The following is a 24,242-nucleotide window of genomic DNA, read 5'->3' on the forward strand; positions in this document are numbered from 1 at the left end:
TTTCAGTCCAAATTACGGGCAGTTAATCCTACTTTGTCATAGTTGGTTTCTGTTGGTGTAAAGGAAACCGGGGAGTCTCTCTCGGAAAAACCTCCACGCGTTGCCCTGGTCCCCCGACTCGCCTCAACAGCCATAGAGCCGATTTCCTGTCGCACCGGCACCCTGCTTTGTGCGGGACTTTCTTCTCCAGGAGAATCCCCGGCTCCATTGGGGGGCCGTCGGTGGAGCTATGACAAACGAGACTTACAACTGCCCGGCAAGAAAGATGCGTTATGTTCAACCTGAAACCTGAACTTGTGGCCCGTCTTGAACGGGTGCTCACCTCCGTGGAAATGCTGCTGCCGCGCCCCACGCGCCGGTGGACTGGTCGGTCTGTCATGCCGCCAGCTGGCGCCGCCATTCCTTTTCCGGCTATCTCGAACCGGTGCGCCAGACCGATACCGTCACCCTGCCCGAGTTGCTCGGCATCGAGAAGCAGAAAGAGGTGATGACAAGCAACACGCTCCAGTTCCTCCGGGGGCTTCCGGCCAACAACGCCTTGCTCTGGGGATCCCGGGGGACGGGGAAGTCGTCTCTCGTCAAGGCGCTGCTGAATGAATATGCCGCCCAGGGCCTCCGGATTGTCCAGGTGGAGAAAGAGGACCTGATCTATCTGTCCGAGATCTTCGCGGCCGTAGAGAACGAGCCCTACCGCTTCATCCTTCTCTGTGACGACCTGAGCTTCGAGGTGGGAGAGTTGAGCTACAAGATGCTCAAGAGCGCCTTGGACGGCTCGGTCTACTCGGCCCCGGAAAACGTGCTCATCTACGTGACTTCAAACCGTCGGCACCTGATCCCCGAGTACGAGTCGGACAACGTGGGATGGAAATACGTTAATGGCGAGCTCCAGCAGAGCGAGGCAATGGAGGAGAAGATTTCCCTCTCTGACCGTTTCGGGTTGTGGGTTGCCTTCCACGTCTTCTCCCAGGACCGTTATCTGGAGGCGGTTCGTCTCTGCATCGAGCGTGAGGCCCGCCAGCGCAAGGTGGAGATTCCCTGGACCAAGGAGATCGAGCGGGAGGCCATCCAGTGGTCCCACGACAAGAGCAAGCGGTGCGGGCGGACGGCGTTTCAGTTTTCACGGCACTGGGTTGGGCGCTACCTGCTCGGCGGACGGTAACATGATCTCTCGACAGCCCCGCCACGGGTGATGTTGTGGCCGGTCATTTTTTGTGATACAACGGGAGCCTGTTGGTGAAGTTGGCGATTTGTATACGAAAAATGGTTTGTCGTTCCCCGTTGAAGGGGTAAGCCCGGATTGACGGAGAGAGGAAGCGTGTCGAGATGAATCTGCTGGACGGAAAGAAGTGTGCTGAGAGCCTGGTGGCCGAGATTGCCAGGAAAGTGGCGGGTTACACGGAGTCGGGACTGCGCACACCCCACATGACCATCATTCTGGTGGGCGAGCATGCGCCGAGTGAATCGTATGTGAAATCCAAGATCGCCACCAGCGGCCTCGCCGGTTTCGAGAGCACATTGCTGAGGTTCCCCGAGACAATCAGGGAGTCGGAGTTGCTGGCAAAGATCAAGGAAGTCAACGAAGACCCCACCACCGACGGGCTCATCGTCCAGCTGCCCCTGCCGAAACACATCAACCAGCAGCATGTCATCAACGCCATTGCGCCGGAAAAGGACATCGACGGATTCCATCCGGCAAACTTCGGCCGCATGACCCTGGGGCAGAAGGCGTTCCGTCCTGCCACCGCCTACGGCATCTGCAAGCTGCTGCAGTTTTACGGGGTGCCGGTCAAGGCAAAGCACTGCGTCGTGATCGGCCGGTCCAACATCGTGGGCAAGCCGATCTCCATCATGCTCTCCAACGACTTCGATATCGGCAACGCCACGGTGACGCTCACCCACATTGAAACTCCGCGCGAGCTCCTGCTGGATGAAACACGCCGGGCGGACATCGTGATCGTTGCCGTGGGCATCCCGGGGTTTGTTACGGCCGATATGGTCAAGGATGGGGTCGTGCTGATAGACGTGGGGATCAATCGTCTGGAGAGCGGCAAGATTGTGGGGGATGTGGATTTCGAAAATGTGGCGCAGAAATGTTCCTGGATCACGCCGGTCCCCGGTGGCGTGGGGAGGATGACCGTTGCCGCCCTGATGATCAATACGCTCATGGCCTACCAGAATAATTTCAATCTGGCCTGACCGGAGTCCATGAGCCGTCTGCTACGCTTCCACGGGGGCGGGGCGCCGTGAGAGGTGTCCCGCCCCTCGTGCGTTCAGTGTCGTTAGGCCGCGAAGCTGTAGTCGTGCGCTTCAACGCACTCGGTTACGGCTTCGAGGAACGAGTTCTCCTGGGGATCAGTGATGATTTCCATCGCGCCGTGGTTAACTGCCCACACCGTTCCGCAGATATCGCAGGTCACGATGTCTTCGGAAAAACCTTCCGAGTGGAGATCGATGGCTACCTGCTGGCCGTGGGCTTTGCATACGGGGCACTTCATGGTGTTGCTCCTTTCATTCTTGACTAGTTTACTGAAACTATAAACGGGTCTCCTGGGGAATGCAAGGGGTGATGTGAAAAAAGTTACAACAAAACAATATGTTACAAGTGCATTGTGTCGCTGTATAGACTGCCATTTGGTTTTAATATGTATACTGATTTTATTTATACTATAACATGCTGTAATTGCATGACTTATTCTTGGGAAACGAAATTTTATTTTGATAACGGGCACTTTGAGTTCATGGGGGCCTTTTGTTACAACCGGGTATCTTCGGCCCATTGCCGCGACTGACTGCCGCATGCAGAACATGAGTTGCAATTGTCGCGATTTCAGTTGGAAAATGCCTTCCTGATTTGCGTCGGAGGCCGGCTACCGGTAAACTTAGTTCTACTTTGCCTCAGGGTGGTGCCGACAGTTCTGAGCGATTCTTTGTTTTGAGCGGGCGTTTTCTCCCGGGAAGAGCCCGGGCCGTCGAGCCCCTGGGGCAAGCAAAAACTGGCATTGACCGACAAGGAGGCATGCACATGGATACTCTTGAAGCAATCAGGACGCGACGGAGCGTGCGGGCGTTTTCCGACCGGCCGGTGGAGCCGGAAAAGCTTCAGACGGTGCTGGAGGCGGCACGGCAGGCGCCCTCCTGGGCGAACATGCAGTGCAGCCGTTTCGTGGTGGTGCAGGATGCCGAAATCAAGGCAAAGATCAGCGAGTTGTCGTTCGTGGAGGCATTTTTCGCGCCGCTCGGCTACCGGACCAACCCGGCCCAGAAGGCGCTCGCCGAAGCGCCGGTGGTGATCGTTGCCTGCGGCGTGCCCGGCGAGTCGGGCGATCTGCGCGGGCAGCAGTACTACATGACGGACGTGGGGATCGCCACGGAAAACCTCATGCTCGCTGCCCATGCCGTGGGACTCGGCTCGGTGTTTGTCGGCGTTTTCGACGAGGAACAGCTCGGCGATCTCCTGGACATCCCGCCGGAGATCAGGATCGTGGGGCTTTTCCCCCTGGGCTATCCCCGGGAGGAGACGCAGGCGAAGTCGGGCCCGGCGCGCAAGCCCCTGGATGAGATCGTGTTCCAGGGCAAGTGGAAGTCCTAGCCGGCCGTTGCAACGGAAGCCGGTGCGGGACCGGCAGAACAGACCGCCCCCGCACCGGCTCTCGACAGATTCCGGCGTCCATGACGGAGGGAAGGGTGCTACGATATCTCGTTGTCCTCTGCCTGGCCCTGGTGCTGCCCCTGCACGGTGGCGCGGCCACCGACGGATCCTCGCCGGTTGAAGAGCACCATCACCATGCTGCGCCGGTTGCGGCGGAGGCAGTCGGCGTGGGAGTCGCCGAGCGGTTGGGGGAGAAGATACCCCTCGATCTGACGTTCAACGACGAAGCCGGCCGGCCGGTTCGCTTGGCGGACCTGGTTACGGGACCGACGATCATCCTGCCCGTTTACTACCGCTGCACCAATGTCTGCAATTTCCTCCAGAACGGCATGGCAGCGGTGATCCCCGAGATACGGCGGAAACCGGGGGATGAGTACCGGGTAATCTCCGTCAGTTTCGACGAGACGGAACCGCCCGATCTGGCTGCCCGTTATCGGCGGATCTACCAGGGGGCCATCACCACGCCGTTCCCTGAGGACGGCTGGCGGTTCCTGACCGGTGACGCGGCGAATATCCGCCGGCTGACCGACGCGATCGGTTACCGCTTCCAGCGGAAGGGGCGCGACTTCGTGCATCCGGTGGCAAGCGTGGTGATCGCCGGGTACGGCACCATCATCCGCTATCTCTACGGGACCTCCTTCCTGCCCAAGGATGTGACCCTGGCCTTGCTGGAGGCGCGGGAGGGGAAAGTCGGCAAGACCATTCGGACGGTGGTGGGATACTGCTTTTCCTTTGATCCGAAGCAGAAAACCTATGTCTTCAACCTGCTGCGCGTGAGCGCCACGGTAGTCATCCTGACAGCCGGGGCATTTCTCGCCTTTCTGCTGACAACGGGGAGAACGGGCGCACGGCAGCGCAAGGGAGGATCATGAACCGGTCTGAACGGACAGGCTCCGCTGCCGGCTTCTGGAGCGATACGGAAAAGGGCGGTATCGGCGCCTGGCTTCTCTCCACCGACCACAAACGGATCGGGCTGCTCTACTTCTGGTCGGTTTTCGGCTTTTTCCTGGTGGGGGTCGTGTTGGGGCTCATCCTCCGGCTTGAGCTGATGGCGCCGGGGCGCACCATCATGGGGCCCGATGCCTACAATGCCTTTTTCACCGTACACGGCGTGGTGATGATCTTTCTCTTCATCATCCCCGGCATTCCCGGCGCCTTCGGCAACATGCTGATGCCGATTCAGATCGGAGCCCGGGACGTGGCCTTTCCCCGGTTGAATCTCCTCTCCTGGTGGCTCTATGCCACCGGAGCCGGGGTGATCCTCCTCTCCCTCGTCACGGGCGGCGGCCCGCCGGACACCGGCTGGACCTTCTACCTCCCCTTCAGCGGTCGCACGGCCACCAACGTTTCCCTGGCGGTTTTCGGGGTCTTCATTGTCGGATTCTCCTCCATCCTGACCGGGATCAATTTCGTAACCACCATCCACCGGCTCCGGGCGGAAGGGATGAGCTGGGGGCGGCTCCCCCTCTTTGTCTGGTCCCTCTACGCCACGGCCTGGGTCCAGATCCTGGCCACGCCGATCCTCGGCATCACCCTGGTCCTGATCATCGCCGAGCGGATCCTGGGGGTCGGCCTCTTCGACCCGAGCCGGGGGGGTGATCCCATCATGTACCAGCACCTCTTCTGGATCTACTCCCACCCGGCGGTTTACATCATGGTCCTGCCTGCCATGGGAGTGGTGTCGGAGATCATCCCGGTCTTTGCCCGAAAACCCATCTTCGGCTACAAGATGATCGCCTTCTCCAGCCTTGCCATCGCCGCGGCCGGGTCGCTCGTCTGGGGACACCACATGTTCACCAGTGGCATGAGCGATACGGCGGTACTGGTCTTCTCCTTCCTCTCCTTCATCGTGGCCATTCCCTCGGCCATCAAGGTCTTCAACTGGGTCTCCACCCTCTACCGGGGATCCATTTCCCTGGACCCGCCCATGCTCTTCGCCCTTTCCTTTATCCTCCTCTTTTCCATCGGCGGGTTGACCGGGCTGGTTCTCGGGGCAGCCGCCACCGATATTCACGTGCACGACACCCACTTCGTGGTGGGGCACTTCCACTACGTCATGTTCGGCGGCGCCGGCTTCGCCTTCTTCGCGGCCATGCACTACTGGCTGCCCAAGTTCTACGGCCGGATGTACGCCCGCCGGCCGGCGGTCGTTGCCTGGGCCCTCATGTTCGTGGGGTTCAACATTCTCTATTTCACCATGAAGGTCCTCGGGATGAAGGGGATGCCCCGGCGCTACTACGACTACCTCCCCGAGTTCGCGGCCCTCAACCTGGCGTCCACCATCGGGAGCTGGATCCTGGCCCTGGGGCTCGCGGTAATGGTGGTGAACCTGTTCCGGGGATTGTGGAAGGGAGAGCCAGTGATCGAGGCGAACCCCTGGGGGGGCGCGACCCTGGAGTGGACCGTGCCGACCCCGCCCCCCACGGAGAACTTTGCCGAGGAACCGGTGGTGACCCACGGACCCTATGACTTCAAGGGAGCGGGGGCCCCATGAGCCACGCCACACACCGGGACTACGCCGGGGCCAAGCTCGGCATGTGGCTCTTTCTCTTTACGGAGATGCTCCTTTTCGGCGGGCTCTTCATCCTCTATGCGGTCTATCTCCACCGCTACCCCGCGGAGTTCGCCGTTGCCGGGCACTGGCTCGACCTGGTCCTGGGCACGGCCAATACGGCGATCCTTCTCACCAGCAGCCTCCTGGCGGCCCTGGCGGTAACGGCGGTCCAGCGGGACGAGGGGCGCGTGGCGTTCCGGGCGCTTGGGGGGACGATCGTCTGCGCCGGCCTCTTCCTGGTCATCAAGTACGCGGAGTGGAGCGCCAAGATCGGCCACGGCATCTATCCCGGCTCGCCGGACCTGGCCGCCGGACCGCCGGGGGAGTCGGTCTTCTTCGGTCTCTACTACCTCACCACCGGGCTTCACGGGCTCCATGTCCTGATCGGCGGAGTCCTGCTGGCGGTGGTGGCGCGGCGGGTCAAGGAAGGTCGGGTTCATGCCGGCGATTACATCTGGCTTGAGAACGGCGCCCTCTACTGGCACCTGGTGGACCTGGTCTGGATTTTCATCTTTCCGCTCTACTACCTCATGCTGTGAGGAGATTGACATGACATCCGGTTCCACAACCCACCGCCCCGTCGGCTACGGCACCCTGGCCTCGGTCTGGGCAGCGCTTCTCCTCCTGACCGGGGCCACGGTCTTTGTGACGCGGCTCGATCTGGGGGGATACAAGGTCGCGGCGGCCCTGGCCATAGCCTCAGCCAAGGGGGGGCTCGTAATCGCCGTGTTCATGCACATGAAATACGAGGGGAGGCTCCTGCGGTGGCTCCTCTTCCTGGCCCTGGTGACCCTGGCCCTGTTCATCGGATTAACCTTTTTCGATGTGCTCTACCGCTGAGGGATTGACGTGCGCGATTTCCCGACCACCACAACCGAAGCCGTCGATCCGGTCTTCATGTTCATCCTGGGTGCCTGCATCCTCCTCCTGACCGGTATCACGGTGGTCATGGTGGCCTTTGTCATCCGCTACCACCGTTCCCGGTCACCCGAACCCACGTCGCAGGCTTCGTCGAATCTCCGGCTGGAGATCGTCTGGACGGCCCTCCCCACGGTGCTGGTGCTGGCCATGTTCTACTACGGCTGGTCCGGCTACCTGTCGCTCCGCCACGTGCCGCCGGGGGCCATGGAGGTGACGGCCGTTGCCCGCATGTGGTCCTGGAGCTTCGAGTACCCCGGCGGCAGGACGAGCCCCCGCCTCTACGTGCCGGTGGGCAAGCCGGTGCGGGTCGATCTGGTGTCCAGGGACGTGCTCCACGGGTTCTACATCCCCGCCTTCCGGGTGAAGCGCGACGTGGTGCCGGGGATGAAGAACCATGTCTGGTTCGTGGCTCCCAAGGCCGGCTCCTACGATATTTTCTGCTCGGTCTACTGCGGCACCGGCCACTCGGCCATGATCACCTCCGTGGAGGCGGTTCCCGAGGAGGAATTCCGGGTCTGGCTCAGCCATGGGGAGGACAGGGAGGCGGAAGGGAAAGGCCATGGGCGGGAACTGCTGGAGAAGCATGGCTGCCTGGGTTGCCACTCCGTTGACGGATCCCTTCGGGTGGGACCCACGCTCAAGGGGATCTGGGGCCACCAGGTGGCCGTGACGGAGGATGGCGTCGAGCGGACCCTGACCGTGGACGAGGCATACCTCGTGCGTTCCATCCGTCAGCCGGCGGCCCAGGTGGTCAAGGGATTCCCGCCGGTCATGCCGCCCTATCCGGGCCTGAGCGATGAAGAGGTGGAGGAGATGGTGGAATTCATCAGGGAGCTCAAGTGATACGGCGGGCCCTTGTTCTCTTCAGGCCCCGGTTGGCGCTGCTGAATGGCATCGCGGCGGTGGCGGGACATGCCCTCGCCCCCCATGCCGCACATGCGACTCTTTGGGCGGCGCTGGCGGGCGTCGCGATCCTGGCCGCCGGGGGCTCGGCCCTCAACCAGGTGCTGGAGCGGGACCTGGACCGCCTCATGGAGCGAACCCGGCAACGGCCCCTGCCCCGGGGCGATCTCTCTCCCGCCATGGCCACTGCCCTTGGCTGTGCCTGCATCGGGGCGGGCCTTTTGCTGCTTGCCGTTGGCGGCCCCGTCCCCCCGCTGCTCGGTGCCGTGGCGCTCGCCTGGTACTTGGCGGTCTATACGCCGCTCAAGCGCCGCACCTCCCTGGCCCTGGCCATCGGGGCCGTGAGCGGCGCACTCCCGCCGGTGATCGGCTGGACCTTGCCGGGGGCGCGCCCGGAGACTATCGGATCATCCTCCTGGCGGGCATCTTCTTTCTCTGGCAGGTTCCCCACTTCTGGCTGTTCCAGCGGCGTCACGCCGACGACTACCGGCGGGCGCGCATCCCGCTGTTCATCCCGGGGACGGGGGGGCGCGACCCGTCCTCCCACGTGCGGCTCTGGCTGGCCGCGCTCGCGGCCAGCGTCCTGCTCCTCCCCGCCTTCGGCCTCATGGGTCCGCACATGGCCCCGTGGATCGCCGCGGTGCCGCTCCTGCTCCTCCCGGCCTGCCGTTCTCGCTCCGAAAGGACCCTCTTTCCCTGGCTCAACGCATTCCCACTCCTGATGACCCTGGCGCTGCTCCTCGGATAGCGGAGCAGCGCCGGCGCCCGTCAGGCCCTGATCATCACCAGCAGCATCTTGAACCGTTCCACGGCCCTCAGGGCGTGGGGGCGATCCGCGGGCATGATGATCATCTGGCCGGCAGCGACCCGGTGGACCTGGCCGTCAATGGTGATGTCGGCGACGCCGTCCACGATCTGGACAAAGGCGTCATAGGGGGCCGTGTGCTCGCTGAGTCCCTGGCCTTCGTCAAAGGCGAACAGGGTTATGGTGCCGATCTTCTTGTCGATGAGGGTGCGGCTCACGACCGAACCGGGCTGGTACTGGGCCAGTTCCGCCATGCCGATGGCGCGTCCCGCGAGTGTTTCGTTCCCTGTGCTCATGATAGCCTCCCGTGCTTCGTGATGGTATGGGTACAGTATGCCGTATCCTGGGCCGATCGCCATTGACGGGAGTCAAGGAAGGCGATTGCGGTCCTTCTCCGCCACAGCGGCTCCGTGCCGGCGCCGCCGCCAGATACCCCGCAGGGCAAAGAACCCCCCGACGGCAGTCAGGGCCCAGATGGTTGCGGTGGCGATCAGTTCGCTCGTGGTCATGGCATTCCTCCTGCGGTGATGGCGCTGTCACGTCTGGTACGATAGCACCGCCGGCCCGCGATGGCCTTGATGCAGGTCAAGGGCGAGCGGTCTTCCGTGGGGGGTTGCCTCGCCGGCGGTGCCGGGTGTATGCTGTGCGGCGGTCTGTCGATGCACCGCCCCCGGCTCCTGAGGGGCCGGTATGTTACTGGAGGTTATTCCCTTGACCCTGCCGTTGCTGCTGACCCTGCTCCCCATCGTAGTCATCCTCGTCATGCTTCTGGTGTTCCGCAAGGCCGCCGATGTGAGCGGCATCATCGGCTGGTTCGCCATCTCGGTGGTGGCCTGGCTCGGATTCCAGACCACGCCGGAAGTCATCATCCGCTCCACCGCCGCCGGCTTTATCCGCTCCTTTTCCGTGTCGCTCATCGTGGCCACGTCGCTCCTTCAGATGGCGCTCATGGAGAAGACCGGCGCGCTCCGGCGGATCACCATCTTCATCAGGACCATTGCCAGCGACAACCGGGCCGTGCAGATCATGATGATCAACATCGGTTTCGGGACCCTCATGGTGGCCGTGGGGGCCACGCCGGTCTCGATCCTGCCGCCGATCCTGCTGGCCATGGGCTACTCCACCTACGTGGCCATCGCCCTGCCGGCCATCGGCTATGACTCCCTCTGCACCTATGCGCTCCTGGGCGCGCCCATCGTGGTCTTCGTGGATCTCGCCAACAGTTTTCTCGGCAAGGGGAACGAGATCGCCCTTCACCAGGCCGGCATGGTCTTTTACATGTTTCTGCCGGTGGTTTCCACCATGATCGGGTTCTGCATGCTCTGGATCGTGGGGAAATGGCAGGCGATCCGGGAGGGGTGGCTCCCCTGCCTCCTCACCGGCGCGGTCATCGGCGTGGTGGCCCGCTTCACCAACCAGTACGACAACCTGGTGGTGTTGACGGGCGTCCTCTGCGGCATCGCCGTCATTGCCGCCATGGCGGCCTACCTGGTTGTCACCGGCGGCAAAGTGATCGACCGCTCCCTCCTCTCCGCCGAGGAGCGGGAATTCGCCGCAGCCATGCCCCTCTGGCGGGCTTTCATGCCGTGGACCCTCCTCGTTATCCTTATTCTCGTCCTGAACGTTCCCCAGGACCTTTTCTCCTGGCTCTACCGGACCATGAAACTGCCCATCACGGGCCTCACGGCCGACGGCAAGCCCCTGGACACGCGGGCCCTGTGGCAGGCCTACACCTGGATCCTGGTCAGCACCATCCTGGCCGTGCCGTTCCTGAAGCCCACGGGGGAGCAGCTCCGTGAAACGCTCCGGGTCTGGGCCCGGCGGGCACCCCGGCCGGTGTTCGCGGCAGCCGTTTTCTTCGCCATCGGCGAGATCATGAACATGGCGGGCTACGACATGGCGGCGGACCGGTTCGTGGTGCCGAGCATGGTCAAGGTGCTGGCCGATTCCTCGGCCCTGGCCTTCCAGGGGATGTACGGGGAGGTTGTAGCGTTCATCGGGCTCTTCGGCGGGTTCATCACCGGCAGCGAGGCATCGACCATCGCCATGTTCGCCAAGTACACCATGACCACGGCCAAGAACCTGGACATGCCGCTGTCGGGGCTGATCATAGTCACGGCGGGGCTCGCCTTCGGCGGCGGGCTTGCCAGCGTCATCTCGCCCGCCAAGCTCCAGAACGCTGCCGCAGCCATCGACAGGATCGGCGAGGAGGGGAAGGTGATCCGCATCGCCTTTGTCTTCGCGCTCCTGCTCACCCTGGTCACCTCCCTGTTTGTGGTTGTTCTGCTCACGGTCAACGGCATGGGGAGAGTTTAGTGAGCCCGGAGGGGCGGGGATGAGGGCGGTTGAACTTTTCTGCGGCATCGGCGGCTTCGCCGCCGCGGTGGAGGGGACGGGCGTCCACGTGGTGGCGGCCCTGGATCAGGACGACGCGGCCCTTGCCACCTACCGGCTCAATTTTCCCGGCCACGGTGCGCGGAAGGTGGATCTGGAGCGGGTGAGCGCCTGGGAGTTGACCGCAGGAGGGGTAGACCTCTGGTGGCTGTCACCCCCGTGCCAGCCTTACTGCGAACGGGGCGTCCGCCGGGATCTGGCCGATCCCCGGGCCCGAAGCCTCGTGCATATCCTTGATCTGACCGCCAGGATGTCCGATGAGGCTCTGCCGCGCCATCTGGCCCTGGAGAACGTTGCCGGCTTCGTCGGCTCCGAAGCCCACGGCCGGCTCACCGAGGTACTGGCGTCACGGGGATACCGGCTGCAGGAGCGGCTGCTCTGCCCCACGGAGCTGGGCATCCCCTCCCGTCGCCCCCGCTACTATCTGGCCGCCTCCCGGCAAGCCCTGGCATCGGTGGAGACATCCTCGCCACTGCCCCGCAAGCCCTTGGCCGAGTACCTTGATCCCCTGCCGGCAAACGGTCAGCCGGCCGAACTCCTGCTCTCCCCCTCCATCGTGGAACGGTTCGGTGCCGGCTTCCGCATTCTCGATCCCGCCGATTCCGATGCCTACACCACCTGCTTCACTTCGGGCTACGGCAGGTCCCTCACGGCGTCGGGGGCCTACCTGCGCTGCAACGACGGTGTCAGGCGATTTTCTCCCGAGGAGATCGCCCGCCTCCTGCATTTTCCCCAGTCGTTCCGCTTTCCGGAAGAGGTGCCGCTGCGCAAGCGCTGGCAATTGGTGGGGAACAGTCTGTCCGTGGCCGCGGTGCGGGAGGTGCTTCGGGCGTTGCCGTTGCCGGCTGAGGAGGGGTGATCGGGGAGAGAAATGAAAAAAGGCGGCTCAAGGCCGCCTTTTTGTGGTGAAGAAGGGAGGAGCTAGAGGATTTCCACCAGTTGGAATTCGTAGGTGAGGTCCTCGCCCGCCAGGGGGTGGTTGGCGTCGAAGGTGACGCTTTCGTCGGTCACTTCAACCACGGTTACGCCGAAGTCCTCGTCGTTCTCGTTGGAGATGACCAGTTCCTGCCCCACTTCGGGGGTCAGGTCGGGGGGGAGATCGGAGCGCTCCACGGTGAAGACCTTCTCCTCGTCGTACTCGCCGAAGCCTTCCACCGCCGGGATGACCACGGTCTTCTTCTCACCCGGGGCCATGCCGATCAGCGCCTCCTCGATCTTCTCGAAAAACTCGCCACCCCCGATGGTCAGGGCCATGGGGCCGCTCTCCTCGCAGCCGCAGCCACCGTCGCCGCAGTCATCGGATTCGCAATCGTCCGTGTCGCATCCAGCCCCTTCGAGGGTGCTGTCGAAAACCGTTCCGTCTTCCAGGGTGCCGGTGAAATCGATCGTTACCCGGTCACCTTTTTGTGCTTGTGCCATTGTTGTTCCCTTTTTGTGTAATGATGTTTCTGCCTCTCTAGAGTACAGGTGCGAGGGGTAAACAGTCCACCAAAAAATCGTGCCGGCCGGCGGTTAACCCGGTGCCTTCGCGGTTAAAATCGTGTAAGATGAGCGGCCACGCCATTCCCGGACCAAAGGAGTTCCGCCATGACCGATACCCTGATACCCCGCACCCCCTCGGCCTACGACTATCCCCTGCTCATCAAGAACCTGTTCCGCAACCCCGTGGTCGACAACCCGGACCAGGAAATCATCTACCGGGGCGTGGTCCGTCACACCTACCGCGACGTGCGCCAGCGGGTCCGGCGCCTGGCCAACGTCCTGACGGGCCTGGGGGTCAAGGCGGGCGATACCGTGGCGGTCATGGATTGGGACAGCCACCGCTATCTGGAGCTTTTTTTCGCCGTGCCCATGATCGGCGCTGTGCTCCATACCATCAACGTCCGCCTCTCGCCGGAGCAGATCCTCTACACTATCGACCATGCCGAGGACGATCTGCTGCTGGTGAACGGCGAGTTCCTCCCCATCCTTGAGCAGATCAGGGGCAGGATCGGCACGGTGCGGGGGTATGTGCTCCTCACCGACGAGGAGATTATGCCCGAAAGCCACATCCCCTTTGTGGGGGAGTACGAGGCGCTCCTGGCCGAGGCTGCCACCGACTATGAGTTTCCCGATTTCGACGAGAACTCCCGGGCAACCACCTTCTATACCACCGGCACCACCGGCCTCCCCAAGGGGGTCTATTTCAGCCATCGTCAACTGGTGCTCCACACCCTGGGGGTCATGGCATCCCTCGGCACGGCCTCCGCCCATGGCCGCCTCCACCAGGGGGACGTCTACATGCCCATCACCCCCATGTTCCACGTCCATGCCTGGGGCATGCCCTACCTGGCCACCATGCTCGGCATCAAGCAGGTCTATCCGGGGCGCTACTCGCCCGACCTGCTCCTGGAGCTCATCGAAAAGGAACGGGTCACCTTCACCCACTGCGTTCCCACCATCCTCCACATGCTCCTCAGGCATCCCCATGCCAAACGGGTGGACCTGGCAGGGCTCAAGATGATCATCGGCGGGGCCGCCATGTCCCGGGCCCTCTGCTGCGAGGCGCTGGAGCGCGGCATCGATGTTTTCACCGGCTACGGCATGTCCGAAACCTGCCCCATCCTGACCATCTCGCGCCTCACGCCTGAAATGCTGGCGAGGGAGCCGGCGCAGCAGGCCGAGATCCGCTGCCTCACGGGTCTGTCGCTTCCGTTCGTGGACCTGCGGGTGGTGGACCCGGAATCCGGCGCCGAGCAGCCCCGGGACGGCCGGAGCGCCGGCGAGATCGTGGTGCGCGCCCCCTGGCTGACCCAGGGGTACCTGAAGGACCACCGCACCTCGGAAAAGCTCTGGGAGGGAGGCTTCCTCCACACCGGTGACGTGGCCGTGCGGGACGAGCGGGGATACGTGCGGATCACCGACCGGACCAAGGACGTGATCAAGGTGGCGGGGGAGTGGGTGTCCTCGCTGGAGCTGGAGGACATCCTGGCCCATCATCCTGCCGTGGCCGAAGTGGCGGTCATCGGTCAGCTCGACGAGAAATGGGGGGAGCGTCCCCTGGCCCTGGTGGTGCTGAAGCCCGAGGAGGCCGGCCGGGTGGTGGAAAAGGACCTGGCCCACTTTGTCCGGGAGTACGCCGACAAGGGGATGGTCAGCAAACAGGTGGTTCTCCTGAAGGTGCGGCTCGTGGATGCCATCGACAAGACGAGCGTGGGCAAGATCAGCAAGGTGACCCTGCGGGAGAAGTACCTGGCGTAGGATGGCTACTCGGTGAAGGCCAGCTTCCGCTCCAGGTCCATGGAGCGGGTGATCTGCTTGGCCTGGTCGAAGGTAATGACGTCCTTCTCGCACAGTTCCAGCAGGTGCTGGTCAAGGGTCTGCATCTGGTAGAGGGAGCGGCCGTTTTCGATGTGCTTCTCGATCTCGTCCAGGCGCCCCTCGCGGATGCAGGCCTGGATGGTGGTTGTGGCTCGCATCACCTCCACCACGGGCAGGATGTTCTCCCCGGACTTGTCCTTGATGAGCCGCAACGACACGGTGGCCACCAGGATGTCGGCCAGGCGCTGGCGCAGGACCTCCTGGGCATCGGGGGGAAAGTGGCCGATGAGCCGGTTGATGGTGGATACGGCGCTCTGGGTGTGGAGGGTGGAAAAGACCAGGTGGCCCGTCTCCGCCGCCTTGATGCAGGCGTCGATGGTTTCCAGGTCGCGCATCTCGCCCACCATGATCACGTCGGGGTCCATCCGCAGGGACGAGCGGAGCGCCGCGCTGAAGTCGACCGTGTCGATTCCCACCTCCCGCTGGATGATGCAGCTCTTGTCCGAGGTGAAGAGGAACTCGATGGGGTCCTCGATGGTGATGATGTTGAAAGTGCAGGTCTCGTTCAGGTGGCGGATCATGGAGGCGAGCGTGGTGGACTTGCCGTTGCCCGTGGGCCCGGTGACCAGCACGAGGCCGTTGGGGGCCTTGGCGATCTCACCCAGGACCGGCGGCAGGTTGAGTTCCTCGAAGGTCCCCACGTGGGGGGGGATCACCCTCATGACGATGCCGATGCTCCCGCGCTGACGGAAGATGCTCACCCGGAAGCGCCCGCCATTGGGGAGCGAGTAGGAGGCGTCCAGTTCCCGCAGCTCGTCGGGGAGGGTCCGGTGATTCTGCTCCATGACGGCCCGGGCGATGAACTCGGTGTCCTGGGGGGTGAGTTTCGGCAGCTTGGAGCGGAGCAACTGCCCCTTGGCCCGGAAGAAAGGGGGATTGTCCACCTCGAAGTGAAGGTCGGAAACCCGCTTTTCAAAGGCAATGCCCAGAATCTGGGACAAAAGGTTCATATCCATGGCAGTACCTCGCTGCTATCTGAAAGATGCGGCCGGAAAGACCGTTCAGCGGTCGGAGGCCGTCCCCTCGGGAACCGTCCGCTCCCGTTTCCTGCGATAGAGCGCCGTCTCCAGCACCAACCCCGCCTCGCCCGCCACGAGCTCAAGCAGCTCGGTGCGCACGGGCGCTACTCCCCTGTGGCCGAAATCGCCGTAGATGAGAGCGATGACCTTGCCGCCGCAGACCAGCGGAAGCAGGATGACCGTGGGGTGGAGCGGCGCGCCGATGGTGGGGAAAAGATGCCCCTTCACTATCTCATCGTCAGTTTCGCCATAAAATGCAGCTCTTTTTTCAATGGCGTCCCGGAGCACCGACGGCCGGTCCAGGGGAATTCTCGTGCCCAGGGAGGACGGGGTTCCGGCAGCGCGATCGCCCCCCATGCCGATACTCCGCTCGACGACAAGTTCCCCCTCCCGCACGATGAGGGTCAGGGCCCGCTCAAAGGTGCCTGCCACGGTGCCCAGGAGGGCCTGGGCGATTTCCGGTGGCTCACGCAATGCCCGCAGTTCCATGAAGGCTTTGCCGAGTTGGGCCAAGGCCGCCTCGCCGCCGTCCGAGCCGCGCCGCCTCAGGTAGAGGGGAAGGGCGTCCAGGAGCCGGAGGGTGTCTTCCAGGAAGGTGTCACCGCTTGCATCCCGCACGGGACGGGGGAACACGGCCACAGCCCCATCTTTCAGAGCCTGAAGAGCGAACGCCGGCTCAAGGGGCGATGCGAGCTGGATGAGTGCAAGCCGGGGATGGTGCTCCCTGACCCTGCGCAGGAGCCGGGCTGCGTCTTCCGCTGGCAGGGGGAACCCGGGCGATGCCGGTGAATCGAGGATCAGGGTCGTTTGTCCCCCCCGCGAGGAAAGCTGTTCCGCCAAAGGGGCCAGGTCCTGCTCCTCGCTGGTCGTGACGACGGAGATTCCCGCCTGGCGGCAGACGGTTGTGACACAGTAGGAAAAAAGGTCGTCCGGGCTGAAGAGGATGGCGGAGAGAGTGGGCGCGCCACCGGCCGGCGCGGTGTTCCCGAGCCGGCCCAGAAAGGCGAAGAGCTCCTCCTGTTCTTTGTCGGACAGGTCTGCGCCCAGTTCCTGAATCGTGCGCTGGATGGAGGGGCTGCGATCCTCCAGTCCCAGAAAGACCTGGGGGATCTTCCGCTCAATCCGTTCCAGGGCGCCGAGCCCCAGGTCGTCGGCCGAGATGCTGAAATCGCCGGTCTCATCGCCGGCGAGGTCCGGGGCCCGACCGCAAACTCCTCTTCCACCAGCAGCCCGTCGCGCTTTTTCTCGTCATAGATGCGGAGGGCGTCCATGAGGACATTCTCCGTGTGGAGCGTGATTTCCTCGTGGAGCTTTTCCGGGAAATAGCGGTATTCGTCGGAAACCGTGACCCGGTTCACGTCCAGATCGAAGGTGCCCCGCCTCAAGGTGAGAATCTCCACCACTGTCAGTTCGATGAGGGCCTCAAGCCCCCGGTAGGCGTCCTCCTTGCGCACGCTGCCCCATTCGAGGAGGGTGGCAACCAGGGGTTTTCGCCCCTCTCCTGCCCGCTGCTGCTCCAGCAGTGCCCGGTCCAGCACCTCCCTGCTGATGACGCCGGCTTCCACGAGGATGTTTCCGATCCGGACGCTGTTGTCGAAATGGTTGGCACTGATGATATAGCCGCCGCTGAAGACGAGCTGGCTCTCCCCCTTGCGTCCCCGCACGGTGAGGGTGCCCGACTTGCGCGTGGCGTGCAGCAGTTGGATGACGTCGACGATCGACAGGTGTTCCAGGTCGCCGGTGAAAGACATGTGGTCGGTTCTCCTTGCAGGGGGCGTCCGGACGCGCCCGGGCCCGTATCCGTCAGACGAAGGGAACGGGTGGCTTCATCAGCCGAATCCAGGTTCAATTAAACTCGATAACGGGTAATCCTTCAAGTACACCTATCGGAAAGAAACGGAATCGCTTGAGGAAACCTTGCCGCCGCCCGGCAGCGGGCGCGGAAAAGCGTATGCGTTCGGCGCCGATTCCGGGTATACTGCGGGCCCTACCCCAACGACAAAGGAGCCCCTATGGAGATACTGCTGAACGACGTGGAGGTGCGGGTTCTCGGCTGCCTGATCGAAAAGGAGCTGGCAACCCCCGAGTACTACCCCCTCACCCTCAACAGCCTCACCACGGCCTGCAACCAGAAGTCGAACCGGGACCCGGTCATGGCCCTGGAGGAGTCTGAGGTGGTGCGGGCCTTGGATGGCCTTAAAATGAAGCATGTGGCGATCCAGGCCGCCGATTCGGGACGGGTTCCCCGCTACCGCCACATTTTGTCGGAGCGGCTGCGGTTCTCCCCGGCCGAGCTGGCGGTCCTGGCCGAGTTGCTCCTGCGGGGGCCCCAGACCCTGGGTGAGCTTCGTACCCGCGCGGAGCGGATGCATCCCTTTGCTGATCTGACCGCCGTGGAGCAGGTGCTGGGCGAGCTCTCGGAACGGACCCCGCCCCTTGTCATGCGGCTTCCCCGTCAGCCCGGCCGCAAGGAATCACGTTTCGCCCACCTGCTGGCCGGCGAGCCGGACCTGTCGGCCGAAGAACGGCCGGCAGGTCCGGAAGGGGCCCGGCTCCAGGTCATGGCGGAAAATGAGCGGCTCGCCGCGCTGGAATCGGAGGTGGCCGCGCTCAGGGCGGAAGTGGCCGAGCTGCGGCAAGTGATGGAAGAGTTCAGGTCCCAGTTCGAGTGAGAGGGGAGGGAGGCATGACGGACAAGCGTTTCCTGACCCCGGCCGAGGCCCTTAACGCCACGGTTGAGAACGGCCGACGGGTACTGACCCAGTCCCTCGCCCGCACGGTGCTCCTGAGCCTGCTGGCAGGATTTTACATCGCCTTCGGCGCCCAGTTGGCCACGGTGGTGACCCAGGACGCGGCGGTTCATGTGGGGCAGGGGATCGCCCGGTTTCTGGGGGGGAGTGTCTTCTCGGTGGGGCTCATGCTGGTGGTGATCTGTGGGTCCGAGCTCTTCACCGGCAACAGCCTTCTGACCGTGGCGGTTCTGCACGGCGAGATCACCTGGGTGAAGATGCTGGAGAACTGGGGGGTGGTGCTCCTGGGGAACCTGGCGGGATCCCTCTTCTTCGCCTGGCTCATGGTGGAGTCCGGGCTCTGGGAGAACGGGGCCGTGGGCGACCAGGCGGTGCGGATAGCCGCGGCCAAGTGCGCGATCCCCTTCGGTGCCGCCCTCATCCGGGGCATCCTCTGCAACTGGCTCGTCTGCCTGGCGGTCCTCATGGCCACGGCGGCCCGGGACGTGGGGGGCAAGATGCTCGCCTGCTACGTCCCGATCATGACCTTCGTGACCAGCGGGTTCGAACACTCGGTGGCAAACATGTATTTCATCCCCACCGGGCTCCTGGTGGCCGGCGCCCGGGGCACGGCGGAGCCGGGCCTTTCCTGGGGCGCATTCATGGGGAACGTGGTGCCGGTCACCATCGGCAACGTCATCGGCGGGGTGATCTTCGTGGCCATCGCCTACTGGTTCATCCACCTGAAAAAGGAGGGGAAGCAGGCCTAACCGTTACCGCTTTTTCACCCGGAATCCTGCCCGTTCCAGCCCCCCCAGGTCAAGCCCGCCGCCGGTTTTCCGCGGCTCTTCCTTGTGCGCCGGCTTTTCCGCACTCCGCGGGGCGCCGCCGGGCGCGGCCTCCCGGATGGAGAGGGAGATGCGCTTGCGCTGCACGTCCACGGCCAGGACCTTCACCTGCACCACCTGCCCCACCCGCACCGCCTCGGCCGGGTCCTTCACGAACTTGACCGAGAGGTGGCTCACATGGACCAGGCCGTCCTGGTGGACCCCCACGTCCACGAAGGCGCCGAACGCGGTCACGTTGGTCACCACCCCCTGGAGCACCATCCCCTCCTTCAGATCGCCGATCTCGGTCACGTCGTCCCGGAAGGCGGCGGTGCGGAATTCCTCCCGCGGTCCCGGCCCGGTTTTTTCAATTCTTCCATGATGTCCCGCAGGTGGGAAGCCCCACTGCGTCGGTCACGTAGCGCTTCAGGTCGATCCGCGCCGGCAGGGCCGGGTCCGCGGCCAACTGGCCGAGGGACACGCCCAGATCCGTTGCCATGGCCTCCACCACCGGATAGCGCTCCGGGTGGACGGCGGTGGCGTCCAGGGGATGCTCGCCGCCCCGGATGCGGAGAAAACCGGCCGCCTGCTCGAAGGCCTTGTCGCCGAAGCGGGAGACCTTCATGAGTGCACGGCGGGCGGGGAAGGGACCGTGCTCGTCCCGGTGGCGGACAATGGCCCGGGCCAGGGACGGCCCCACGCCGGAGACGTAGGAGAGGAGCGCCCAGGAGGCGGTGTTCAGGTCGACCCCCACGTAGTTGACGCACGACTCCACCACCGCGTCCAGGGACTTCTTCAGGGCGCGCTGGTCCACGTCGTGCTGGTACTGGCCCACGCCGATGCTCTTGGGGTCGATCTTAACCAGTTCGGCCAGGGGATCCTGGAGGCGCCGGGCGATGGAGATGGCCCCCCGCACGGTCAGGTCCAGGTCCGGAAACTCCTCCCGGGCGATCTCCGAGGCGGAATAGACGCTGGCCCCGGCCTCGCTCACCATGACCACGGGAATCCTCTTGCCCCCCTCGGCCAGGGTTTCCTTGGCGAACTGCTCCATTTCCCGTCCCGCGGTGCCGTTCCCCACAGCCACCATCTCGATGCCGTGGCACTCCACCAGCCGGAGAAATTCGCGCTTTGCCGCCGCCACCTTCCCTTCGCCGCCGGCGTGGGGGTAGATGGTCACATGCTCCAGGAACCGGCCGGTGCCGTCCACCGCAGCCAGCTTGGAGCCGGTCCGCAGCCCCGGGTCCACGCCGAGGACCCGCTTGCCGCCGGCCGGCGGTGCCAGGAGGAGGTTCCGAAGGTTCTGGGCGAAGACGGTGATGGCCGCCTCATCGGCCCGCTGCTTGGCTTCCAGCCGCAGCTCAACTTCGATGGAAGGGGCGATGAGGCGTTTGTAGGCGTCCTCCGCCACCCCTTCCAGAAGTTGGCGGAAGATGCTGGCGCGCCCCCCGATCCGGGCCCGGAGACCGGCGAGGATCTCTTCCGTCGGCGCCTCGATGGCGAGGATGAGCACCTCTTCCTTCTCGCCCCGGCGCATGGCGAGCATCCGGTGGGAAGGGACCGACTTCAGGGGTTCCCGGTGGTCGTAGTACATCTCGAACTTGGTGACCGCCCCTTTCCGGTCGGCCGCCACCCGTGAACAGAAGATCCCCTGGTCGGCCGTGAGGCGGCGGACAAAGGCCCGGGCATCGGCGTCGTCCGCCAGCCGCTCGGCCAGGATGTGGCCGGCTCCCTCCAGGGCGGCGGCCGCGCCGGGCACCTCGCCGGCGGGGTCCACGAAGGGGAGGGCAGCCTCTTCGGGCGTGCCCGCGGTCAGCTCCTGGGCCGCCATGAGGTCGGCCAGGGGCTCCAGCCCCCGCTCCCGGGCGATGGTCGCTTTAGTGCGCCGCTTGGGCTTGTAGGGGAGGTAGAGGTCCTCAATCTCGGTCTTCTGGCGCGAGGTCCGGATGCGGTCCGCCAGCTCGGGGGTGAGCTTCCCCTGTTCCTCGATGGATTTGAGGACCGTGAGCTTGCGCTCCTCCAGCTCAGTGAAATAGGCGAGGCGCTCTTCGATCCCACGGATGCCGACTTCATCCAGTTCGCCGGTCCGCTCCTTCCGGTAGCGGGCGATGAACGGGACGGTGGCCCCATCGCGCAGAAGTTCCACCGTGTTCGCCACCTGGAAGGGGGCGAGGCCGGTTTCTTCGGTCAGGTAGCGGAGAATATCCTGCAGGGTCTGGTCGCTTAGTGCCATGGAAAGTCCTCTGTTCCGGGGGAGTTGGGAAAGGCGGGCATCCTACCACAGGGGGCGGCGTTTGAAAAGCGGGGAGGGCTTCAGTGCCGGTCCATGCGGCAGGTGCCGCCGTCGCAACGGGCGGCGCGTTTCGGAAGGTACTTGCGGATACGGGCGAATCCCCGGTAGCCGAGCCGGGCCAGGAGGTTGAGCCCCGGCAGCATCACGAGGGCGCCGAGGAGCCCGTAGAGGGTTGAAGCGGGGAAGGCCTGCCAGATGGCCCAGAAGCCTTCCACTCCCCGGTAGGCGCGGCCATCCCGGTCGATGGCGTGCATCTGCGCCATGAACGCCTCCAGGGTGATGCCCCAGGGGGACGGGTCAAAGGCGGGATCGCTGATGTCCACGAAGACGAGCCGTCCCCCGTGGTTTTCGCGCCGGTAGACCGCCATTTCGGCCGCGCAGACGGAGCAGGCGCCGTCATAGAAGACGGTGAGGGGGAATGCCGGCGGGGTCGGCACGGTGCGCCGCCTCAGGGATAGACCCGCACCACCTGCTCGGCCACGCAGGCGGGCTTGTCCTTGCCCTCGATCTCCACGGTGATCTCGTAGGTGATCTGGACCGCCCCGGCCAGGGGCTCCACCGCCTTGAGCAGGGTGCGCGCCCGAAGCCGGGAGCCCACGACCACCGGCTGGGGAAAGCGGACCCGGTTCAGGCCGTAGTTGACCCGCAGCCGCATGCCGGGGTAGTTGCGCTGGAAAAAATCCGGATGGTTCGCCTCCGTGAGGCAGGGGAGCAGGGAGAGGGTCAGGAACCCGTGGGCAACGGTGGCGCCGTAGGGGGATTCGCGCCGGGCCCGCTCCGGGTCGGTGTGGATCCACTGGATGTCGCCGGTTACGTGAGCGAACCGGTCGATCCGCTCCTGGTCGATGGTGAGCCAGGGGCCCACGTGGGTTTCAGTGCCGAGTTTCGGGGCAAGGAATGCGATCAGGTCATCCGCTGCCGACATAGGACCTCCGTGAAATCTGTCGTTCACTGTAGGGGCAATTCGTGAATTGCCCCTACACCGGCTATTGACGCTGGGAAAGCGGCTTCGCGTGACTCCGCCCCAGCCGCTTGATCAGTTTCCACAGGGGACCGCGCACCGGGAAGTGGCGCATGGCCTCCAGCATGGCGTCGCTCATGTTGATCTCCAGTCCCGGCGCCACCCAGTTCCGCCGCGTCATGGCCCCGGCGGTGACGAGTTCCCCCAGCACGTCCCTGATGGCGGGGTCCAGGTAGAAGGTCGGTTCCAGGAGCGGCTCATCCGGCGTCACCATCCCCTCGGCCACGGCCCGTTCGAAGAGGGGGGTGCCGGGGAAGATCCGGATGCCGGTCATGGCGATGACCGCGGTGGGGGCCACCTCGTCCATGAGGGCGAAGCTCTCGGCAATGGTCGCCGGGGTCTCGCCGGGGCCGCCGAAGAGGATGTAGTGGGCAAAGTCGACCCCCAGCTCGCGGCAGATGCGGGACGACTCCCGGATCTGTTCCACGCCGAAGGACTTGCCCAGGTTGCGGAGCATGGCCGGCGAGCCCGAGTCGGTGCCGAACTCCACGGCGTCGCAGCCGGCGGCCACCATGGTTTCCATGAGGCGCGGGGTGATGAACTGGGGGTTTATGAAGGCCGACCAGCCCATGGTGAGGCCCGAGGCGACCATGGCCCGGCAGAGTTCCTCGGCAAAGTCGGGGGGGTAGTTGAAGATGTCGTCCACGAAGTAGACGTAGTCGATGCCGGCATCGGCCAACTCCCGCAGCTCGGCCACGATCTCCGCTGCCGGCCGGAGCCGCATGCGCCGTCCCTCCAGGAGCGGATAGGTGCAGTAGATGCAGCCGAAGGGGCATCCCCGCTTCGTCTGGATGTTGGCCATCCCTCCCTCCCGGCGGTAGCGGGCCAGGGCGAAGAGGCGCCGGTCCGGGGCGGCGATCCGCTCCACCGGCCGGGGTGGCGCAAAGGCCCCGGCGCCGGCCACCACTCCCGGCAGGCACGCCGGGGACTCGCCCCGCTCAATGAGGGCCAGGATCTCCGGCAGGATCTCCTCTCCCTCGCCCACCACGCCGAGGTCACCGCCGGTGAAGGCGAGGAGTTCGGCGGGCATGAGGGAGAAGCCCGATCCCCCCAGGATGGTGGTGGCTATGCCCCGGCAGCGGTCCACGATGGCCTTGACCCCGGCCACGTAGGAGCGGGAACCGGGCCAGGTGACGTTGTCGATGTTGCGGACGGAGATGATCACGGCCTGGGGGGCGAAATCCGCCAAAGCCGCGGTCACGGCCGCCTCCGGATCGGCTTCGAAGCAGAGGTCCAGGGCCCGGAGCTCGTGGCCGGCCGCCTCCAGGGACGGGACCAGGCAGGCGAGCCCCAGGGGAAAGACCGGGTAGGGGCTCCGCTCCTGGTTTGCCGACACGAGGAGGAGCCTCATGACCCCTCCGTCCAGGCGAGCAGCCGTTCCAGCCGTTCGCCCACTGCGGGGGGAAGGCGGTACTGGAGCACCCCCTGCCGGTCGGTGAGGGCGTGAACAGTGCGCCCTCGCGCGCAGAGGGTGCCGTCGGCTCCAAGGATGCGGGTGGCGAATTCGATGGTGGCCGTTTCGGTCCGGAGGGCCGTGGTCATGATCCGCAGCTCTTCGTTGAAACGGGCTGGCCTGCGGTAGGAGAACTCCAGGTCCACGACCGGGGCCAGATATCCCAGCTCGCCGATCTGGGCCGCGTCGAGCCCGAACCGCCCCGCCAGGTCGTTGCGCCCCACCTCCAGCCAGGCCACGTAGTGGCCGTGCCAGGCAACGCCGTAGGAATCAACCTCGTTGAAGCGGACGGTGAGCGGTGTCTCGTGTTCCCGCAT

Annotated in this window: 21 protein-coding genes and 4 pseudogenes; 14 read left to right on the forward strand and 11 right to left on the reverse strand. The window is 64.6% G+C overall.

Translation table 11 applies throughout. The features are described 5' to 3' along the window. Nucleotides 1-272: 272 nt before the first annotated feature. A pseudogene (locus tag A2G06_00800) lies at nt 273-1,159 on the forward strand (AAA family ATPase). 164 nt (nt 1,160-1,323) lie between these two features. Further along, a complete protein-coding gene (locus A2G06_00805) occupies nt 1,324-2,196 on the forward strand; it encodes a bifunctional 5,10-methylene-tetrahydrofolate dehydrogenase/5,10-methylene-tetrahydrofolate cyclohydrolase (GenBank protein ANA39166.1) in 873 nt (290 codons plus the stop codon). An 83-nt stretch (nt 2,197-2,279) separates the two neighbouring features. Here the strand turns inward: A2G06_00805 and A2G06_00810 are convergent, their stop codons facing one another. After that, nucleotides 2,280-2,495: a hypothetical protein gene (locus A2G06_00810; GenBank protein ANA39167.1), complete on the reverse strand. Its 216-nt coding sequence runs from the start codon at nt 2,493-2,495 to the stop codon at nt 2,280-2,282. 527 nt (nt 2,496-3,022) lie between these two features. Here A2G06_00810 and A2G06_00815 point away from each other — a divergent pair. The 7 genes and pseudogenes from A2G06_00815 (at nt 3,023) to A2G06_00845 (ending at nt 8,775) form a co-directional block, all read left to right on the forward strand. Further along, nucleotides 3,023-3,589, forward strand: a complete 567-nt coding sequence (locus A2G06_00815; GenBank protein ID ANA39168.1) for a nitroreductase — start codon at nt 3,023-3,025, stop codon at nt 3,587-3,589. A gap of 95 nt (nt 3,590-3,684) precedes the next feature. Then, the gene (locus tag A2G06_00820; GenBank protein ID ANA39169.1) at nt 3,685-4,521 is read left to right on the forward strand and encodes a cytochrome-c oxidase; all 837 of its coding nucleotides are present in this window, start codon (nt 3,685-3,687) and stop codon (nt 4,519-4,521) included. Further along, complete coding sequence (locus tag A2G06_00825) at nt 4,518-6,143, forward strand: cytochrome c oxidase subunit I (protein ANA39170.1); 1,626 nt, start codon at nt 4,518-4,520, stop codon at nt 6,141-6,143. Before A2G06_00820 ends, A2G06_00825 begins: the two co-directional genes overlap by 4 nt. After that, the gene (locus A2G06_00830) at nt 6,140-6,742 is read left to right on the forward strand and encodes a cytochrome C oxidase subunit III (GenBank protein ID ANA39171.1); all 603 of its coding nucleotides are present in this window, start codon (nt 6,140-6,142) and stop codon (nt 6,740-6,742) included. The genes A2G06_00825 and A2G06_00830 overlap by 4 nt, the downstream gene beginning before the upstream one ends. 10 nt (nt 6,743-6,752) lie before the next feature. After that, a complete protein-coding gene (locus tag A2G06_00835; GenBank protein ANA39172.1) occupies nt 6,753-7,043 on the forward strand; it encodes a cytochrome-c oxidase in 291 nt (96 codons plus the stop codon). Between the two features lie 9 nt (nt 7,044-7,052). Next, the gene (locus tag A2G06_00840; protein ANA39173.1) at nt 7,053-7,967 is read left to right on the forward strand and encodes a cytochrome C oxidase subunit II; all 915 of its coding nucleotides are present in this window, start codon (nt 7,053-7,055) and stop codon (nt 7,965-7,967) included. Next, nucleotides 7,964-8,775: pseudogene (locus A2G06_00845) on the forward strand (protoheme IX farnesyltransferase). The gene A2G06_00840 and the pseudogene A2G06_00845 overlap by 4 nt, the downstream one beginning before the upstream one ends. A 20-nt stretch (nt 8,776-8,795) precedes the next feature. Here A2G06_00845 and A2G06_00850 read toward each other — a convergent pair. Both A2G06_00850 and A2G06_00855 read right to left on the reverse strand, forming a co-directional pair. Next, nucleotides 8,796-9,128, reverse strand: coding sequence for a cupin (locus A2G06_00850; protein ANA39174.1), 333 nt, complete (start codon nt 9,126-9,128; stop codon nt 8,796-8,798). 72 nt (nt 9,129-9,200) lie between these two features. Next, complete coding sequence (locus A2G06_00855; protein ANA39175.1) at nt 9,201-9,341, reverse strand: hypothetical protein; 141 nt, start codon at nt 9,339-9,341, stop codon at nt 9,201-9,203. A 181-nt stretch (nt 9,342-9,522) separates the two neighbouring features. On the opposite strand from A2G06_00855, the gene A2G06_00860 reads away from it, so the two are divergent. Then, complete coding sequence (locus tag A2G06_00860) at nt 9,523-11,148, forward strand: lactate permease (protein ANA39176.1); 1,626 nt, start codon at nt 9,523-9,525, stop codon at nt 11,146-11,148. A gap of 19 nt (nt 11,149-11,167) precedes the next feature. Further along, nucleotides 11,168-12,085: a DNA methyltransferase gene (locus A2G06_00865; protein ANA39177.1), complete on the forward strand. Its 918-nt coding sequence runs from the start codon at nt 11,168-11,170 to the stop codon at nt 12,083-12,085. A gap of 62 nt (nt 12,086-12,147) precedes the next feature. On the opposite strand, the gene A2G06_00870 is transcribed toward A2G06_00865, so the two are convergent. Next, nucleotides 12,148-12,645 (reverse strand): peptidylprolyl isomerase, encoded by a 498-nt coding sequence (locus tag A2G06_00870; GenBank protein ANA39178.1) that lies wholly within the window; start codon nt 12,643-12,645, stop codon nt 12,148-12,150. Between the two features lie 168 nt (nt 12,646-12,813). On the opposite strand from A2G06_00870, the gene A2G06_00875 reads away from it, so the two are divergent. Continuing rightward, on the forward strand, nt 12,814-14,466 hold the full coding sequence (locus tag A2G06_00875; protein ANA39179.1) for a long-chain fatty acid--CoA ligase: 1,653 nt from the start codon (nt 12,814-12,816) through the stop codon (nt 14,464-14,466). 5 nt (nt 14,467-14,471) lie between these two features. On the opposite strand, the gene A2G06_00880 is transcribed toward A2G06_00875, so the two are convergent. Further along, nucleotides 14,472-15,542 (reverse strand): twitching motility protein PilT, encoded by a 1,071-nt coding sequence (locus tag A2G06_00880; protein ID ANA39180.1) that lies wholly within the window; start codon nt 15,540-15,542, stop codon nt 14,472-14,474. 45 nt (nt 15,543-15,587) lie between these two features. Then, nucleotides 15,588-17,356: pseudogene (locus A2G06_00885) on the reverse strand (hypothetical protein). Between the two features lie 261 nt (nt 17,357-17,617). Here A2G06_00885 and A2G06_00890 point away from each other — a divergent pair. Together A2G06_00890 and A2G06_00895 are read left to right on the forward strand one after the other, a co-directional pair. Continuing rightward, nucleotides 17,618-18,277 (forward strand): hypothetical protein, encoded by a 660-nt coding sequence (locus A2G06_00890; GenBank protein ID ANA39181.1) that lies wholly within the window; start codon nt 17,618-17,620, stop codon nt 18,275-18,277. Nucleotides 18,278-18,291: 14 nt separating this feature from the next. Continuing rightward, nucleotides 18,292-19,104, forward strand: a complete 813-nt coding sequence (locus A2G06_00895) for an FdhC protein (GenBank protein ANA39182.1) — start codon at nt 18,292-18,294, stop codon at nt 19,102-19,104. A 3-nt stretch (nt 19,105-19,107) separates the two neighbouring features. Here A2G06_00895 and A2G06_00900 read toward each other — a convergent pair. The 5 genes and pseudogenes from A2G06_00900 to A2G06_00920 form a co-directional block, all read right to left on the reverse strand. Further along, nucleotides 19,108-21,391: pseudogene (locus A2G06_00900) on the reverse strand (RNA-binding transcriptional accessory protein). An 80-nt stretch (nt 21,392-21,471) separates the two neighbouring features. After that, nucleotides 21,472-21,888: a thiol-disulfide oxidoreductase gene (locus tag A2G06_00905; protein ANA39183.1), complete on the reverse strand. Its 417-nt coding sequence runs from the start codon at nt 21,886-21,888 to the stop codon at nt 21,472-21,474. Between the two features lie 11 nt (nt 21,889-21,899). Further along, nucleotides 21,900-22,376, reverse strand: a complete 477-nt coding sequence (locus tag A2G06_00910) for an enoyl-CoA hydratase (GenBank protein ID ANA39184.1) — start codon at nt 22,374-22,376, stop codon at nt 21,900-21,902. A 61-nt stretch (nt 22,377-22,437) separates the two neighbouring features. Next, entirely contained in the window at nt 22,438-23,823 is a 1,386-nt protein-coding gene (locus A2G06_00915; GenBank protein ANA39185.1) for a B12-binding domain-containing radical SAM protein, read from the reverse strand. Next, a complete protein-coding gene (locus tag A2G06_00920) occupies nt 23,820-24,242 on the reverse strand; it encodes an acyl-CoA thioesterase (GenBank protein ANA39186.1) in 423 nt (140 codons plus the stop codon). Before A2G06_00920 ends, A2G06_00915 begins: the two co-directional genes overlap by 4 nt.

The sequence above is a fragment of the Geobacter anodireducens genome (assembly GCA_001628815.1).
GTDB lineage: Bacteria > Desulfobacterota > Desulfuromonadia > Geobacterales > Geobacteraceae > Geobacter > Geobacter anodireducens.

Excerpts from the sequence above, each read along its gene's own strand:
- A2G06_00805 (ANA39166.1), top strand. The coding sequence starts at position 1,324 with ATGAATCTGCTGGACGGAAAGAAGTGTGCTGAGAGCCTGGTGGCCGAG.
- A2G06_00810 (ANA39167.1), bottom strand. The coding sequence starts at position 2,495 with ATGAAGTGCCCCGTATGCAAAGCCCACGGCCAGCAGGTAGCCATCGAT.
- A2G06_00815 (ANA39168.1), top strand. The coding sequence starts at position 3,023 with ATGGATACTCTTGAAGCAATCAGGACGCGACGGAGCGTGCGGGCGTTT.
- A2G06_00825 (ANA39170.1), top strand. The coding sequence starts at position 4,518 with ATGAACCGGTCTGAACGGACAGGCTCCGCTGCCGGCTTCTGGAGCGAT.
- A2G06_00830 (ANA39171.1), top strand. The coding sequence starts at position 6,140 with ATGAGCCACGCCACACACCGGGACTACGCCGGGGCCAAGCTCGGCATG.
- A2G06_00835 (ANA39172.1), top strand. The coding sequence starts at position 6,753 with ATGACATCCGGTTCCACAACCCACCGCCCCGTCGGCTACGGCACCCTG.
- A2G06_00850 (ANA39174.1), bottom strand. The coding sequence starts at position 9,128 with ATGAGCACAGGGAACGAAACACTCGCGGGACGCGCCATCGGCATGGCG.
- A2G06_00855 (ANA39175.1), bottom strand. The coding sequence starts at position 9,341 with ATGACCACGAGCGAACTGATCGCCACCGCAACCATCTGGGCCCTGACT.
- A2G06_00860 (ANA39176.1), top strand. The coding sequence starts at position 9,523 with ATGTTACTGGAGGTTATTCCCTTGACCCTGCCGTTGCTGCTGACCCTG.
- A2G06_00865 (ANA39177.1), top strand. The coding sequence starts at position 11,168 with ATGAGGGCGGTTGAACTTTTCTGCGGCATCGGCGGCTTCGCCGCCGCG.
- A2G06_00870 (ANA39178.1), bottom strand. The coding sequence starts at position 12,645 with ATGGCACAAGCACAAAAAGGTGACCGGGTAACGATCGATTTCACCGGC.
- A2G06_00875 (ANA39179.1), top strand. The coding sequence starts at position 12,814 with ATGACCGATACCCTGATACCCCGCACCCCCTCGGCCTACGACTATCCC.
- A2G06_00880 (ANA39180.1), bottom strand. The coding sequence starts at position 15,542 with ATGGATATGAACCTTTTGTCCCAGATTCTGGGCATTGCCTTTGAAAAG.
- A2G06_00890 (ANA39181.1), top strand. The coding sequence starts at position 17,618 with ATGGAGATACTGCTGAACGACGTGGAGGTGCGGGTTCTCGGCTGCCTG.
- A2G06_00895 (ANA39182.1), top strand. The coding sequence starts at position 18,292 with ATGACGGACAAGCGTTTCCTGACCCCGGCCGAGGCCCTTAACGCCACG.
- A2G06_00910 (ANA39184.1), bottom strand. The coding sequence starts at position 22,376 with ATGTCGGCAGCGGATGACCTGATCGCATTCCTTGCCCCGAAACTCGGC.
- A2G06_00915 (ANA39185.1), bottom strand. The coding sequence starts at position 23,823 with ATGAGGCTCCTCCTCGTGTCGGCAAACCAGGAGCGGAGCCCCTACCCG.
- A2G06_00920 (ANA39186.1), bottom strand. The coding sequence starts at position 24,242 with ATGCGGGAACACGAGACACCGCTCACCGTCCGCTTCAACGAGGTTGAT.